The organism is Enterobacter genomosp. O, assembly GCF_001022965.1.
GTDB lineage: Bacteria > Pseudomonadota > Gammaproteobacteria > Enterobacterales > Enterobacteriaceae > Enterobacter > Enterobacter cloacae_L.
In genome coordinates this window covers 319,866-334,927 of the sequence record NZ_LECZ01000024.1, presented here as the reverse complement: position 1 = coordinate 334,927, position 15,062 = coordinate 319,866, and the positions used below count along the sequence as shown (strand labels likewise).

Annotated in this window: 12 protein-coding genes; 5 read left to right on the top strand and 7 right to left on the bottom strand. The window is 54.0% G+C overall.

The window, feature by feature from the left end:
- Positions 1-42: 42 nt before the first annotated feature.
- Positions 43-2,232, top strand: coding sequence for a sensor domain-containing phosphodiesterase (locus ABR39_RS09100; protein WP_047346670.1), 2,190 nt, complete (start codon positions 43-45; stop codon positions 2,230-2,232).
- A 45-nt stretch (positions 2,233-2,277) separates the two neighbouring features.
- Here the strand turns inward: ABR39_RS09100 and ABR39_RS09095 are convergent, their stop codons facing one another.
- A complete protein-coding gene (locus ABR39_RS09095) occupies positions 2,278-3,465 on the bottom strand; it encodes a NupC/NupG family nucleoside CNT transporter (protein WP_014884725.1) in 1,188 nt (395 codons plus the stop codon).
- Between the two features lie 349 nt (positions 3,466-3,814).
- Between ABR39_RS09095 and ABR39_RS09090 the strand changes: the two genes are divergently transcribed.
- On the top strand, positions 3,815-5,053 hold the full coding sequence (locus ABR39_RS09090; protein WP_047346669.1) for an Nramp family divalent metal transporter: 1,239 nt from the start codon (positions 3,815-3,817) through the stop codon (positions 5,051-5,053).
- 31 nt (positions 5,054-5,084) lie between these two features.
- Here the strand turns inward: ABR39_RS09090 and ABR39_RS09085 are convergent, their stop codons facing one another.
- Together ABR39_RS09085 and mgrA are read right to left on the bottom strand one after the other, a co-directional pair.
- A complete protein-coding gene (locus ABR39_RS09085) occupies positions 5,085-5,429 on the bottom strand; it encodes a DUF2502 domain-containing protein (RefSeq protein WP_047346668.1) in 345 nt (114 codons plus the stop codon).
- A 127-nt stretch (positions 5,430-5,556) separates the two neighbouring features.
- The gene (gene mgrA / locus ABR39_RS09080) at positions 5,557-6,555 is read right to left on the bottom strand and encodes an L-glyceraldehyde 3-phosphate reductase (protein ID WP_047346667.1); all 999 of its coding nucleotides are present in this window, start codon (positions 6,553-6,555) and stop codon (positions 5,557-5,559) included.
- A 185-nt stretch (positions 6,556-6,740) separates the two neighbouring features.
- Here mgrA and ipdC point away from each other — a divergent pair, with 185 nt between their 5' ends.
- The gene (gene ipdC, locus ABR39_RS09075; RefSeq protein ID WP_047346666.1) at positions 6,741-8,399 is read left to right on the top strand and encodes an indolepyruvate decarboxylase; all 1,659 of its coding nucleotides are present in this window, start codon (positions 6,741-6,743) and stop codon (positions 8,397-8,399) included.
- Here ipdC and ABR39_RS09070 read toward each other — a convergent pair whose 3' ends face one another.
- Positions 8,400-9,635 (bottom strand): ion channel protein, encoded by a 1,236-nt coding sequence (locus tag ABR39_RS09070; protein ID WP_047346665.1) that lies wholly within the window; start codon positions 9,633-9,635, stop codon positions 8,400-8,402.
- Positions 9,636-9,841: 206 nt separating this feature from the next.
- Here ABR39_RS09070 and glk point away from each other — a divergent pair, with 206 nt between their 5' ends.
- Positions 9,842-10,807 (top strand): glucokinase, encoded by a 966-nt coding sequence (gene glk, locus ABR39_RS09065; RefSeq protein ID WP_047346664.1) that lies wholly within the window; start codon positions 9,842-9,844, stop codon positions 10,805-10,807.
- 35 nt (positions 10,808-10,842) lie between these two features.
- On the opposite strand, the gene ABR39_RS09060 is transcribed toward glk, so the two are convergent.
- Together ABR39_RS09060 and ABR39_RS09055 are read right to left on the bottom strand one after the other, a co-directional pair.
- The gene (locus tag ABR39_RS09060) at positions 10,843-11,574 is read right to left on the bottom strand and encodes a LytR/AlgR family response regulator transcription factor (protein ID WP_047346663.1); all 732 of its coding nucleotides are present in this window, start codon (positions 11,572-11,574) and stop codon (positions 10,843-10,845) included.
- A 3-nt stretch (positions 11,575-11,577) separates the two neighbouring features.
- Entirely contained in the window at positions 11,578-13,284 is a 1,707-nt protein-coding gene (locus ABR39_RS09055) for a sensor histidine kinase (protein ID WP_047346662.1), read from the bottom strand.
- Positions 13,285-13,670: 386 nt separating this feature from the next.
- Between ABR39_RS09055 and alaC the strand changes: the two genes are divergently transcribed.
- On the top strand, positions 13,671-14,909 hold the full coding sequence (gene alaC / locus ABR39_RS09050; RefSeq protein WP_047346661.1) for an alanine transaminase: 1,239 nt from the start codon (positions 13,671-13,673) through the stop codon (positions 14,907-14,909).
- Positions 14,910-14,961: 52 nt separating this feature from the next.
- On the opposite strand, the gene ypdK is transcribed toward alaC, so the two are convergent.
- Complete coding sequence (gene ypdK / locus ABR39_RS25625) at positions 14,962-15,033, bottom strand: membrane protein YpdK (protein ID WP_099458937.1); 72 nt, start codon at positions 15,031-15,033, stop codon at positions 14,962-14,964.
- Between the last annotated feature and the right edge of the window lie 29 nt (positions 15,034-15,062).

The window sequence follows — 15,062 nt, the reverse complement described above, 5'->3', positions numbered from 1 at the left end:
CATCCGGTCAATAATTCTCCCGGAAAATAATGTTCCTGATTAATGAATAGAAAAACTTACAATAATGTAAAGATATTTATGATTGCCCTGGCACTTTGCCTGATTGCGGTGCCTGTCTCCCGTTATCTCTCTCCCCGCGCAATTGTGAATGGTCACGACGTTTATTTAGCATGGTTACCGCTAAGCGTTATGCTGGCGGTAATTTTGCTATTTGGACGCAGGGCAATTCTTCCCATTTTGTTAGGTTTTAGTGTCACTAATTTATTCTATGTTAATTTAGCGCCGCTACAATATGCAGTATTACTGTTTTGTCAGACCTTTGCGTTGTTCGCGGCGTGCGGCCTTCTGCGCCTCATGCTGGGCAAGCGTTGGCGTTACTGCATCCCCAACAAGCACATCGGTTTACGTATATTCTGGCTTGGTTTTATCGTGCCAATAGGTATTAAGCTGTCGATGTATATGGCGGGCTATTTGTTTGATTTTCCGGTGACTATTTCCACCTTTTTCGGCGAAGGAACGGTAATTTATAACGTTGTGGATATACAAAGCCTGATATGCGCGGCGCTGATTTTTACCATGATGTTCTATTACCCATTAAGAATGATAATTAATCCTCGTTACGCGATGAACTTCTGGCGGCGAAGCGTGAAGCCCGTGTTTTTTCACAAGAATTCATTATATATTTTTGTCTGGCTAATGCTTTTAAGTTTCATTCTCGTCATTTTATGTGGCCCCTTTGAATCACCCGTCATTGCGGGCTATTTGATGCCACTGATTTTTATTCTTTTTACCTTAGCGATAAGTCGCCTGACCTATGCGCTTATCTCTTTGCTGTGGGCAGCATCGGCACTCCTGCTGTTGTCCTACAACTACAACTTTCTTAACGGGGTGGAATCGGGCCATTCGCTCTCCTTTATCCTCTCCGTACTTATCTCGTTCGCCATCTGTTTGCTTTACATGTCGCGAATTTACCAGCGCAGCGAGTGGCTGAAGCGGGGATGGCAGAACAGGGCGCTCACCGATCCGCTGACCGGTTTGCCCAATATTCGCGCGCTGGAGGATCATCTTGAGATTCACCCGGATGCAAAAGTAAGCATTCTGCGTATGGATAACCTGGAGTTTTTGAGCCGCCACTACGGGATCCTCATGCGGGTCCATTGCAAACGAACGATTGCCGCGTCGCTTCAGCCGCTTCTGCAAAAAGATGAAGCGCTCTTCCAGCTTCCGGGAAGCGAGCTGGTGCTGGTATTACTGGGGCCGGGAACCGCTGAACGTCTCCAGCATATGGTCGATCGGCTGAACAGCCGCAAGATTTTCTGGAACAATACCGGGCTGGATATCGAGTTTGGCGCGTCCTGGGGAATGGTTGAAAACGGTGAAAAGCTGCACCACACGCTGGGCCAACTGAGCTGGCTGGCTGAGCAATCCTGCGGCGAGCACAACGTTCTTGCGCTCACGAATAGCCTCGAAGCGGCATCAGGACAAACGACAGAGCGCGTGCTGATGCTGGCGCGGATTAAGCATGCCCTGGAGGCTGGTCAGTTCCATCTCTACGCACAGCCCATCCAGAAGGCCGACGGCAGCGGGTACTACGAAATTCTGACGCGTATGGAAAGCGAGGGAGAGATGATTACCCCCGATCGCTTTATTCCGCTTATTGCTCAGTTCAACCTGAGCCACCGGTTCGATATGTACGTCATGGAAAAATTACTGGCGTGGCTGCGCGATCATCCTGCGACGCAGGCCGGCGCCCGCTTCTCCGTTAATCTGATGCCGCTGACGCTGATGCAAAAAGAGGTCGCCGGCGAGATTTGCGCGCTCTTTGAGCAGTACGGCATCGCGCCTCAGGCCGTCGTTCTTGAAATCACCGAGGAGCAAGCCTTCTCGAATTCAGGAAGCAGTATCAGCAATCTCCAGCAGCTGCGGGATTACGGTTTCCGTATTGCCATTGATGATTTTGGTACGGGCTACGCGAACTATGAGCGTCTCAGACGTCTGCAGGCGGACATTATTAAAATCGACGGCTGCTTTGTGAAAGACATTTGTACCGATGACATGGATGCGATGATTGTGCAGTCGATGTGTAATCTGGCGAAGACAAAATCGCTGTGCGTGGTTGCTGAATATGTAGAAACACCGGCGCAGCGCGAGATGCTGCTCCGCTTTGGTGTGGACTACCTGCAGGGGTATCTGATAGGCAAACCCAAACCGCTTGAAGAATTACGGGCATAAAAAAACCGGGAGCCAGGCTCCCGGTTTTTTGTTTAACGGTAAACGTTACAGAACCAGTGCCGCGATAGAAGCAGACAGGACGCTCACCAGGGTAGAGCCGTAAACCAGTTTCAGGCCAAAGCGAGAAACCACGTTACCCTGTTCTTCGTTCAGACCTTTAATCGCACCGGCGATGATACCGATGGACGAGAAGTTCGCGAAGGAGACCAGGAATACGGACAGAATGCCTTCCGCGCGCGGAGAAAGCGTGCTGGCGATTTTCTGCAGATCCATCATCGCAACGAATTCGTTAGAAACCAGTTTGGTCGCCATGATACTGCCCACCTGCAGCGCTTCGTGAGCCGGAACACCCATCACCCATGCAACAGGGTAGAAGATGTAGCCCAGAATACCCTGGAAGGAAATACCCAGCACCGCGGCGAACAGCGCGTTCAGCGCAGAAATCAGCGCAATGAAGCCGATCAGCATAGCGGCAACGATAACCGCCACTTTGAAACCGGCCAGGATGTATTCACCCAGCATTTCGAAGAAGCTCTGGCCTTCATGCAGGTTGGACATCTGGATGTTTTCTTCGCTGGCGTCAACGCGGTACGGGTTGATCAGCGACAGAACGATAAAGGTGCTGAACATGTTCAGAACCAGCGCAGCAACAACATACTTCGGCTCCAGCATGGTCATATACGCGCCCACGATAGACATGGAAACGGTAGACATTGCGGTTGCCGCCATGGTGTACATGCGGTTGCGGGACATTTTGCCGAGAATATCTTTATACGCGATGAAGTTCTCAGACTGACCGAGGATCAGGGAACTTACGGCGTTGAATGATTCCAGCTTACCCATGCCGTTCACTTTGGATAACAGGAAACCAATTCCACGAATAACGAACGGCAGAACGCGGATGTGCTGCAGAATACCGATAAGCGCGGAGATAAAGACGATTGGGCACAGAACTTTCAGGAAGAAGAACGCCAGACCTTCGTCGTTCATTTTACCGAAGACAAAGTTCGTCCCTTCGTTGGCGAATCCGAGCAGTTTTTCGAACATTTCGGAGAAGCCTTTCACGAAGCCGAGGCCGACGTTGGAGTTCAGGAAGAACCACGCAAGTAAAACTTCAATGACCAGCAGCTGGACAACATAACGAATACGAATTTTTTTGCGGTCTGTGCTGACCAGCAATGCAAGTGCAGTAACGACAACAAGTGCCAGGACAAAATGAAGGACGCGGTCCATATTTGCTCCAAATATGAGGCAGGTTTAATTTTCGTGCACATTCTATGTAACAAGCGAAAAGAAAACGAGATCAAGGACACACTATAGTTACATCCTGTGACGAGTCTCAAAAATAGTGATCCACAATACATTTTTGTTATGTTAGGTAAATGAGTGAAAAGTTAAGTTTGTGTGCTAGTCTTCACAAAAGAGCGCGCGATTTCGCTTTCTGTTAAATCGCCCCCGCTTACCCGCCCGTCTATCGTTCAAAGCTATCAGAGAAATCACTGTAAACTTCGCAAATGATCTTGATAATCATTCTCATTTTGATAGCATTAAACATAGCAAAGGCTATATTTCAGAGGCAGAAATGACAAACAGTCGCGTAGAGGGTAGCAGTAGCAGAGCAGCGCGCAAGTTGCGGTTCGCATTAATGGGACCTGCGTTCATCGCTGCCATTGGCTATATCGATCCAGGTAACTTTGCGACCAACATTCAGGCCGGGGCCAGCTTCGGCTATAAGCTGCTGTGGGTGGTTGTCTGGGCTAACCTGATGGCAATGCTGATTCAGATGCTCTCTGCAAAACTGGGGATTGCCACCGGTAAAAACCTGGCGGAGCAAATTCGCGACCATTATCCGCGTCCGGCCGTCTGGCTCTACTGGGTTCAGGCGGAAATCATCGCCATGGCAACGGACCTCGCTGAATTTATCGGCGCGGCGATCGGCTTTAAGCTGATTCTGGGCGTGTCGCTGTTGCAGGGGGCGGTACTGACCGGGATTGCCACGTTCCTGATCCTGATGCTGCAGCGTCGCGGTCAAAAACCGCTGGAGAAGGTCATCGGCGGTCTGCTGCTGTTTGTCGCGGCGGCCTACATCGTCGAGCTGATTTTCTCCCAACCGAATCTGGCGCAGCTCGGTAAAGGAATGGTGATCCCAAGCCTGCCAACCTCGGAAGCGGTGTTCCTGGCCGCCGGGGTACTGGGGGCGACCATCATGCCGCATGTGATTTACCTTCACTCCTCCCTGACCCAGCATCTCCACGGTGGGACGTGTAAAGAACGTTATTCCGCAACCAAGTGGGATGTGGCTATCGCCATGACCATCGCGGGGTTTGTGAATCTGGCGATGATGGCTACCGCAGCCGCCGCTTTCCACTTTAACGGCCATACCGGCATCGCCGATCTTGACCAGGCTTATCTCACGCTGGAGCCGCTACTAAGTCATGCAGCCGCCACGATATTTGGTTTGAGCCTGGTGGCTGCCGGTCTTTCTTCGACGGTGGTGGGCACGCTGGCAGGCCAGGTGGTGATGCAGGGATTTGTCCGGTTCCATATTCCGCTGTGGGTGCGTCGCTCCGTCACTATGCTGCCATCATTTATCGTGATTCTGATGGGGCTCGATCCCACGCGAATTCTGGTCATGAGCCAGGTATTGCTGAGCTTTGGTATCGCGCTGGCGCTGGTGCCGCTGCTGATATTTACCAGCAACAAGACCCTGATGGGCGAGCTGGTCAACTCAACGCTGGTGAAACGGGCCGGATGGGTCATTGTGGTGGTGGTGGTGGCATTGAACCTGTGGTTGTTGATTGGAACCGCGCTGGGGCTTTAACAAAAAAAGGCGCCGCGGGGCGCCTTTTTTATTAGTGATGATGGCCGTGACCATGGCCTTTGCCGTGACCCCAGCCGCCGCGGCGGTCGTCACGATCGTTCCAGCCTTCACGGTAACCGCGCTCATACGCTTTGTCTTTATACCATCCACGGTGTCTGCCGTTATCATGTTTCCACCAGCGATCGCCGCGCCACTCATAGTGACGATGCCAGTAGTCACGGTCGCGCCAGTAGCCACCGTCCCAGTATCTGCCGTAGTCGTCACGATCGCCAATTTGTAATTTTACTGATGGCAACAGGGTGATTTCGCCCGCAGTGGCGATCAGCGGGGCTGATGAAGCCAGTAATACCGCTGCAAGAATCAGTGACCTGAACATACTCTTTCTCCTTCACGATCGGGGCCTTTGTTGGGCCTGTTAACGCAATATTACGAGTTGGTAAAGGCTCGTTTCATCGCCTCAACTCCGAATTCCTGATTGAGAGCACTTTTTGCTAAAAGTGGTTTTATTTTGAGCTGCTCAGGATGGCTTCAATACGGGCCAGCTCTTCGGCAGAGAAATGGCGGTTTTCCAGCATACCCGCGGCATCGTCAATCTGGGCGACTTTGCTCGCGCCAATCAGCACAGACGTCACCGAATCGTGGCGTAATATCCAGGCCAGCGCCATCTGCGACAGCTTCTGGCCTCTGCCTTCCGCCAGTGCGTTGAGTTGTCTTACCTTCTCCAGCTTCTCTTCGGTAATCTGGTCAGGGTTAAGGAACTTACTGCCGCTTGCCGCGCGGGAGTCTGCGGGAATGCCGTCCAGATAGCGGTTGGTCAGTTGTCCCCCGGCCAGCGGCGAGAAGGGAATACAGCCAACCCCTTTTTCCTGCAATACGTCCAGCAATCCCGCTTCCGGCGCACGTTCAAACATGGAGTATTTCGGCTGGTGGATCAGGCAGGGGGTTCCGAAGTCATTAAGGATATCAATCGCCTGGCGGGCCAGATCGGCCGGGTAGTTGGATAACCCGACATACAGGGCTTTTCCCTGACGCACTACGTGGTCAAGCGCTTTCATGGTTTCCAGAAGCGGCGTTTGTGGGTCGGGACGGTGGTGATAAAAGATATCTACATACTCCAGCCCCATGCGTTTCAGGCTTTGATCCAGGCTTGCCAGCAGGTATTTGCGAGACCCCCAGTCGCCGTACGGGCCATCCCACATGGTATACCCCGCTTTGGTTGAGATGATGAGCTCGTCGCGCCAGGCCAGGAAATCCTCCTGCAAGATACGTCCGAAATTACGTTCGGCGGATCCCGGTGGTGGACCATAGTTGTTGGCAAGGTCGAAATGCGTAATACCCAGATCGAACGCGCGCTGTAAAAGTTGACGGCTGTTTTCGATAAGCGTGGTATCGCCAAAATTATGCCACAGCCCAAGCGAGATGGCGGGCAACCTGAGTCCGCTTTGCCCGCAGCGGCGATACTCCATTGTCTGATAACGACTTTTGTTCGGCTGATAACCCATTCTTATGACCTCTGGCGCTGAAGAGAAAAATCAGTGTATGCGTTTACATTAACGTGAAAAAAAGCAGCATAGCGCAGCATTTTTTGTAAAGCATTCTTTCCATGCCCTTCTTAGCGCCAATTCTGGACAGCCATCACGCTTCTTTAATACTCAAGGTGAGGTCAACATTAGAAGGATACCTGTTCATGCGTACCCCATACTGCGTCGCCGATTACCTGCTGGACCGTCTTACTGATTGTGGAGCCGATCATCTGTTTGGCGTGCCGGGCGACTATAACCTGCAGTTTCTCGACCACGTGATAGACAGCCCCGATATCTGTTGGGTGGGCTGTGCCAACGAGTTAAACGCCTCTTATGCCGCTGACGGATATGCCCGATGTAAGGGCTTCGCCGCGCTGCTGACGACTTTTGGCGTAGGAGAGTTAAGCGCCATGAACGGCATTGCGGGCAGCTATGCCGAGCATGTTCCGGTACTGCATATTGTGGGCGCGCCAGGTATGGCGTCACAGCAGCGAGGGGAACTGCTGCACCATACGCTGGGCGACGGTGAGTTTCGTCACTTTTACCATATGAGCGAACCGATCACGGCTGCACAGGCGATCCTGACCGAACAAAACGCCTGCTATGAGATTGACCGGGTGTTAACTACCATGCTCCGGGAACGTCGCCCCGGCTATCTGATGCTGCCTGCCGATGTGGCCAAAAAAGCCGCCACGCCTCCTGTAAACGCTCTCACTCTCAGGCATGCGCATGCCGATAGCGCCTGCCTGAAGGCGTTCCGGGATGCCGCCGAGAACAAGCTGGCCATGAGCAAGCGAACGGCGCTGCTGGCCGATTTCCTTGTCCTGCGCCATGGCCTGAAACATGCACTACAGAAATGGGTCAAAGAAGTGCCGATGGCGCACGCCACCATGCTGATGGGCAAAGGCATATTTGACGAGCGTCACGCAGGCTTTTACGGGACGTATAGCGGTTCGGCAAGCGCCGGCGCGGTAAAAGAGGCGATTGAAGGGGCGGATACGGTGCTGTGCATCGGCACGCGATTTACCGATACCCTGACCGCCGGCTTCACCCACCAGTTAACCCCGTCGCAAACGATAGAAGTACAGCCTCATGCTGCACGCGTCGGGGATATCTGGTTTACCGGTATTCCGATGCTTCAGGCGATTGAGACGCTGGTGGAACTGTGCAAGCAGCACGTGCACGGTACGCCTGCGCCGTCGTCTCAAAGTGCAATGGCCTACCCGCAGCCGGACGGCTCGCTGACGCAGGAGAATTTCTGGAGAACGTTGCAGACGTTTATTCGCCCGGGAGACATTATTCTTGCGGATCAGGGAACCTCGGCCTTCGGTGCGATCGATCTTCGCCTGCCGGCAGACGTGAATTTTATCGTCCAGCCGCTGTGGGGGTCGATTGGCTACACGCTGGCGGCGGCATTCGGCGCGCAAACCGCCTGCCCGAACCGGCGCGTGATTGTGCTGACGGGGGACGGCGCGGCGCAGCTCACCATCCAGGAGCTCGGCTCGATGCTGCGGGATAAACAGCGCCCCATCATTCTGGTTCTTAACAACGAAGGGTATACGGTGGAAAGGGCAATCCACGGACCAGAGCAGCGATATAACGACATTGCGCTGTGGAACTGGACGCAAATTCCGCAGGCGCTGAGCCTCGATCCTCAGGCCCAGTGCTGGCGGGTCAGCGAAGCGGAGCAGCTGGCGGACGTCCTTGAAAAAGTGGCGCACCACGAGCGGCTCTCGCTGATTGAGGTGATGCTGCCGAAAGCCGACATCCCGCCGCTGCTGGGTGCTCTTACTAAAGCGCTGGAAGCGCGCAACAGCGCCTGATTACCTGTCGTTTCGCCAGGCCATCATCATCGGTTTGCCCGCCAGCAGGAGCCAGGCGGGCAACATCACGATGCAAAGTAGCGGGATGAGGGTGGTATCCGGTACCACCACGGCGGCCATAAAGAGACTCAGCCAGGCATCGCGCGTGACCACCAGCACCAGCCCCAGAATCGAGCAGGAAACGGTAATCGCTGCCGGAACGGCATCGACGTGTTCGTGCAGCATCAGCCCCAGCGCTACGCCGACAAAGACCGCCGGGAAGATGCGTCCGCCGCGGAAACCGCAGGCCGCAGCCACCACCAGTGCGGCCAGTTTTATCACGGCAAACAGCAGATAATCCGATACGCTAAACACCTGGCTAAAAGCCAGCTGCTGCATCTCGTCCAGACCTTTAAACAGCGTCACTGTCCCGCCGATTGCCCCTAAAACCCCGAGAATCAAACCGCCGATACCCAGAATCAATACCGGGTGCTTGAGTTTATGCATCAGCCGGTGCAGGCGTGGAAGGCACCACACCGCCACCATGCCCAGCGCGATAGCAATCGCGACCACGACGGCGCCGCTGAAAATATCGGCTATCTGCATCTGGCCGTAGTGGGGCAGGGAGAGGGAAAAGTGGGGATGGAAAAACAGGCTGGTCGTCAGCGCCCCGGCAGCTGCGGCCATCAGCGGGGCAAACAGTTTATCCCAGAGCGGGACGTCGTTATTGCTGCTGAGCGTCTGAGAAAAGATCAGTGCTGCGGCAACGGGCGTACCGAAAAGCGCCCCGATGGTGCCAGCGGAGGCGAGGATGGTCCAGTCCAGCGCGCCAACGCGGGGTAAAATGCGTGAGCCGAGGAAAACCGCCAGGCCAATATTCACCGCCATAATCGGATGCTCAGGCCCCAGGCTGACGCCGCCTGCCAGGCCCACAATCAGCGCCACGATCAGCCCCGGCAGCGCAGAAGGAGGAACCGGGGCACCAATCAGCGGTTCCTGCGCCGGATCGGGGCCGGCATGCCCGGGACTAAAACGGATCACCAGACCCACCGCAATCCCGGTCAACGTCAGCATCAGGATGATCCAGGCAGAGGAATCAGCGGTGACGCCCAGTTTTACCGGAAGCGCTGTCCATAACATCGTTTGCAGCACCGACGCGACTTTCATCACGACAATGAGCACCAGGCTTGAGGCTACGCCAATGATTAACGCCGGAATGGCCAGCAACAGCATGGTTCTGGCTCGCGGGTGGAGCATGATGATTTCCTTGTACAAAACGGTATTACGTTACTTTGCACAATCAGCTTTATGGCAATAGTGCAAAAGGTGCTGAAACGGTAAAGTTATTCTGTGACGAAGATCGATAATCCATGGGCATTCACCTTCCGGTCGTTGTTGTTATCACGCCTTGAATTTACAGTGTCCCAAAAGATTTATTCTGACTTTAGCGGAGCAGTAGAAGAATGACAAAGTATGCTTTGGTAGGCGATGTGGGCGGTACGAACGCGCGCCTCGCATTATGCGATGTAAGTAGCGGTGAAATTTCCCGGGCGAAAACCTACTCAGGGCTGGATTATCCAAGCCTTGAGGCCGTTGTTCTCGTCTATCTGGAAGAGCAGCAGGTGAGCGTTGAAGACGGCTGCATCGCGATTGCCTGCCCGATAACCGGCGACTGGGTCGCAATGACCAACCATACCTGGGCATTCTCCATCGCCGAGATGAAAAAAAGCCTCGGTTTTGCGCATCTTGAAATCATCAATGACTTCACCGCGGTGTCCATGGCGATTCCGATGCTGAAGCCAGAGCATCTGATCCAGTTTGGCGGTGCCGAACCGGTCGAAGGTAAGCCGATTGCGGTTTACGGGGCCGGTACTGGTCTGGGCGTTTCGCATCTGGTGCATGTGGCGCAGCGCTGGGTGAGCCTGCCGGGTGAAGGCGGCCATGTAGACTTTGCGCCAAACAGTGAAGAAGAGGGGATTATCCTCGAAGAATTACGCGCTGAGATCGGCCACGTCTCCGCCGAGCGCGTGCTCTCCGGTCCGGGGCTGGTGAACCTGTACCGTGCGATTGTGAAATCGGACGGTCGGCTGCCGGAAAACCTGCAGCCGAAAGACGTTACCGAACGCGCGCTGGCGGACAGCTGTATTGACTGCCGCCGCGCGCTGTCGCTGTTCTGCGTAATCATGGGACGTTTCGGCGGTAACCTGGCGCTGACGCTGGGTACCTTCGGCGGCGTCTATATTGCGGGCGGGATCGTACCGCGCTTCCTCGACTTCTTTAAGGCCTCAGGCTTCCGCGGCGGGTTTGAAGATAAAGGTCGTTTCAGAAGCTATGTGCAGGACATTCCGGTTTATCTGATCGTGCATGATAACCCCGGCCTGCTTGGCTCGGGTGCCCACCTGCGTCAGGTTCTCGGTCAAATCCTCTGACACAGAGCCCTCTCCGGCAGGAGGGGGCGCTTTCTTTACAGGTGCATCAACTGGCGGAACTCTTTCACCTTGCTGCGGCTCACCGGCACCTGAAAATCCAGATCTTTCAGGCGCAAAATATAGGTGTTGTTAAACCACGGTTCGATCTCGCGGATCTTGTTTAAATTCACGCAGAACGAACGGTGACAGCGGAAAAAGTGCGCCGCCGGCAGCTTGCTGCAGAATTCGGTGATGTTCATCGCCATCACGTAAGATTCCCGTCGCGTATAGACAAACGTCATCTTTTCATGGGCTTCGGCATAGTAGATGTCATTGACTGGCGTCACGATAATGCGCTCATCTTTGACCAGGTTAATGGTGTCGTTTTCCCGTACCGCTGGGCTGGCGTTCGCGGGCGCAGCCTGCTGCTGCCATGCGGCCTCCAGCTTTTGCAGCATGCTGACAATCCGCGACTCCTGATAAGGCTTCAGAATATAGTCAAATGCCTCAAGCTCAAAAGCCTCCACGGCGTGCTCTTTCCACGCGGTGACGAAAACGATAAACGGCTTATGGGCAAACTGATTGATGTTTTGCGCCAGCAATACGCCATCCAGCGACGGGATATTAATATCCAGGAAAATGGCGTCGACCCGGTTATGCTGCAGAAACTTCAGCACGTCCAGACCATCATCAAAGGTGCCCACAATCTCCATCTGGCTGTGGGTTTTGATAAGCCAGGTTAGCTCCTGTTGAGCCAGGAATTCATCTTCTACGATGATGACTTTCATGGGTTACTCCACATGGGGTAACAGCGATGTCGCCGAATGAACGAGAGAGCGTTCATTCGGGACGTAAAAAGCGATTTCGGTGCCCGGTTCAAGACGGTGAATATGCAGTCCGTCGCCGTAAAGCAGTTTGACCCGGTGGTGTACGTTCAGCAGGCCGATTTTATTCCCGGGCATCTCGTTAGACTGCACGCGCTCAATGACTTTTGGATCAATCCCGTGGCCGGTATCGCGCACGGCAATACGCACGCGGTTGCCGCTTTCGGTGATGCTGATGGTGACGACGCCTTTGCCTTTACACGGCTGTATACCGTGTACGATTGCGTTTTCGACCAGCGGCTGGATAAGCAGGCTCGGGATCACGCAGTTGACCTCTTCGTCAATATCGTAAATGACCGTGAGTTTGTCACCAAAGCGCGCCTGCTCAATCGCGATGTAGTCTTTGATTTGATACAGCTCTTTTTTGATGTCGATCTGCTCGTCATCTTTCAGCTCAATGTTGTAGCGCAGATAGCGCGACAGGTTGAAAATCAGCTGGCGCGCGGTGTCCGGATTAAGACGAATGGAAGAAGAGATAGCGTTCAGGGCGTTAAACAGGAAATGAGGATTGATTTTGCTCTGCAGCGCGCGCAGCTCTGCCTTATTTGCCATCTCACGCAGTTGCTCTGCCCGCGAAACCTCAAGCTGGGTGGAGATAATCTGCGACAGGCCAATGGCCATCTCCTGCAGAGAGGAGGTGATCTGATGCGCGTGACAATAATAAATTTTCAGCGTGCCCGTCACGACGCCTTTCTCCCACAGCGGGATCACCAGCATGGAGTGGATTTCCGGCGTTCTGTGGGCTTCGTCATTGTTTTTAATAATGATTTTACCGTAGTTAATCGCCTGTCGGGTGGTCGGGCTTATGGTGTCGTCATTGTCGCGATAGTTATGTTCCCCCACGCCGACGTAGGCCAGAACGTGGTCGATATTGGTAATGGCGACGGCATCAGCATGGATGTCGTGGCGAATAATCTCGCAGACCTGACGCAGCGATTCCGCGTTAACGTGGCGGAAAAGCGGCAGCGTTTTGTTGGCGATATCCAGCGCCAGCTTAGCCTGACGTGCGGCGCTGGCCTCTTTTTCCCCTTCGACGCTCTGCACCAGAAGCACGATAAAACCGATGCAGACGCTGCCAAGGATCATTGGAATACCGATTTTTGAGACGATATCCAGCCCGAGTTCGGTGGTGGGAGCCCAGACGACGACCAGGATCATGGTCAGCGTTTCGCACACCATGCCCGCGACGATCCCGGCGCGCCAGCGCTGTTTTTTAGGGATTTTGCGGCTGATCCAGCCGGACAACACCCCGGCGATAATGCTGGTAATAAAGCATGGCACCGCCGTTACGCCACCGATATCAATCAGGTAGCGATGGGTCCCGGCAATCAGACCGGTGATGACGCCCACCCACGGGCCAAACAAAATCCCGCCGGACATGACGGCGATAATGCGCACGTTCACCAGCGACCCTTCTACCGGCACACCTGACCAGGTGCTGAACAGGGCGAACAGCGAAAAGATGGCGGTAACGGCCAGCAGCTCTTTTGGCGAGTGCGCAGATTTGTGCAACAGCTCGCGAAACAGGCGAATGCGGATAAGGAAGAACAGGCAAATCAGCATTAATGCCGCACGGTCAAAAACCGCCAGCAGCATAGTGAATATTTCGTGCACGAGTAGACCTGGGAAAACGGGAAAGAACCATGATAAAAAACCTGGCGCGTATTGACCAGCTATCCGTCAGGTTTATCAAATGAGGAAAAACCATAATTTACAAAGGGGATTATCTGCTGGAGATTGACGCGTCCCGGTTTTTTATCGTCGGCACGGCATCTGGTAACTGGTTTGATATCATCATGTTAAATAACCGCTACCAGACAGGCGTTCTTCAAACAAAGGCTTCCGCTTTTAGGTGCAGCCGGGTTCCGGTTTTCCTGCGAGCGCTTTTTTTTCATTTCCCTCTCGACAGCATGATTTTTTTCAGGTTATTTTCTAAACACGCCACATCAGTGGCAGCGTCGCTCGGACGGTCCGGGCGCTAACGTTAATCTGAGGAATCTATGGCTGAATTCAGTCCTGAACGCCGTTTTACGCGTATCGATCGTCTCCCCCCTTACGTTTTCAACATCACCGCTGAGCTGAAGATGGCTGCGCGTCGGCGCGGCGAAGATATTATCGATTTCAGTATGGGTAACCCTGACGGCCCAACGCCACCGCACATTGTTGAGAAACTTTGCACGGTTGCCCAGCGCCCGGATACCCATGGCTACTCAACGTCTCGCGGTATTCCCAGGTTACGTCGCGCGATCTCGCGCTGGTATCAGGATCGCTATCAGGTTGATATCGATCCTGAAAGTGAAGCCATTGTTACCATCGGCTCGAAAGAGGGGCTGGCACACCTGATGCTGGCCACGCTGGATCATGGCGACACGGTTCTGGTCCCTAATCCCAGCTACCCAATTCATATCTACGGCGCGGTCATTGCCGGAGCGCAGGTCCGTTCCGTGCCGCTGGTGGAAGGTGTCGATTTCTTTAACGAGCTGGAACGCGCGATTCGCGAAAGTTATCCGAAACCCAAGATGATGATCCTCGGTTTCCCGTCGAACCCAACGGCCCAGTGCGTGGAGCTCGATTTCTTCGAGAAAGTGGTCGCGCTGGCGAAACGTTATGACGTGCTGGTGGTTCACGATCTGGCCTATGCTGACATCGTCTATGACGGATGGAAAGCTCCGTCGATTATGCAGGTCCCGGGCGCGCGTGACGTGGCGGTAGAGTTCTTTACCCTGTCGAAAAGCTACAACATGGCGGGCTGGCGTATTGGCTTTATGGTGGGTAACAAAACGCTGGTGAATGCACTGGCGCGTATTAAGAGTTACCACGACTACGGCACCTTCACGCCGCTCCAGGTTGCCGCTATCGCTGCTCTGGAGGGCGATCAGCAATGTGTTCATGAGATTGCTGCCCAGTATAAGCGCCGCCGCGACGTGCTGGTAAAAGGGCTACATGAAGCGGGCTGGATGGTAGAAATGCCGAAAGCGTCCATGTACGTCTGGGCTAAAATTCCGGAGCCGTACGCGGCGATGGGGTCCCTGGAGTTTGCCAAAAAACTGCTCCAGGACGCGAAGGTGTGTGTGTCACCGGGCATTGGCTTTGGTGATTACGGCGACACCCATGTGCGATTTGCCCTGATCGAAAACAGCGACCGTATTCGTCAGGCGGTGAGGGGCATCAAGAGTATGTTCCGGGCCGATGGGCTGCTCTCCTCAAAGAGCGTCGCTGAAACCCCCGCGTCGTCATGACATAAAAAAACAGGAGCCGATGGCTCCTGTTTTTTTGACAGCATGTTCTTCACTAGATCATCAGGGCAAAGGTTCCGGCCCAGACTAAAACAATCACCGAAATGCCCATAAAGAAATATTTCACGTTTCATCGCTCCGCGTATCTTGTGGTAC

What these genes read in the sequence shown, in the direction of transcription:
- ABR39_RS09100 (WP_047346670.1), top strand. Translation starts at nt 43, where the DNA reads ATGAATAGAAAAACTTACAATAATGTAAAGATATTTATGATTGCCCTG.
- ABR39_RS09095 (WP_014884725.1), bottom strand. Translation starts at nt 3,465, where the DNA reads ATGGACCGCGTCCTTCATTTTGTCCTGGCACTTGTTGTCGTTACTGCA.
- ABR39_RS09090 (WP_047346669.1), top strand. Translation starts at nt 3,815, where the DNA reads ATGACAAACAGTCGCGTAGAGGGTAGCAGTAGCAGAGCAGCGCGCAAG.
- ABR39_RS09085 (WP_047346668.1), bottom strand. Translation starts at nt 5,429, where the DNA reads ATGTTCAGGTCACTGATTCTTGCAGCGGTATTACTGGCTTCATCAGCC.
- mgrA (WP_047346667.1), bottom strand. Translation starts at nt 6,555, where the DNA reads ATGGGTTATCAGCCGAACAAAAGTCGTTATCAGACAATGGAGTATCGC.
- ipdC (WP_047346666.1), top strand. Translation starts at nt 6,741, where the DNA reads ATGCGTACCCCATACTGCGTCGCCGATTACCTGCTGGACCGTCTTACT.
- ABR39_RS09070 (WP_047346665.1), bottom strand. Translation starts at nt 9,635, where the DNA reads ATGCTCCACCCGCGAGCCAGAACCATGCTGTTGCTGGCCATTCCGGCG.
- glk (WP_047346664.1), top strand. Translation starts at nt 9,842, where the DNA reads ATGACAAAGTATGCTTTGGTAGGCGATGTGGGCGGTACGAACGCGCGC.
- ABR39_RS09060 (WP_047346663.1), bottom strand. Translation starts at nt 11,574, where the DNA reads ATGAAAGTCATCATCGTAGAAGATGAATTCCTGGCTCAACAGGAGCTA.
- alaC (WP_047346661.1), top strand. Translation starts at nt 13,671, where the DNA reads ATGGCTGAATTCAGTCCTGAACGCCGTTTTACGCGTATCGATCGTCTC.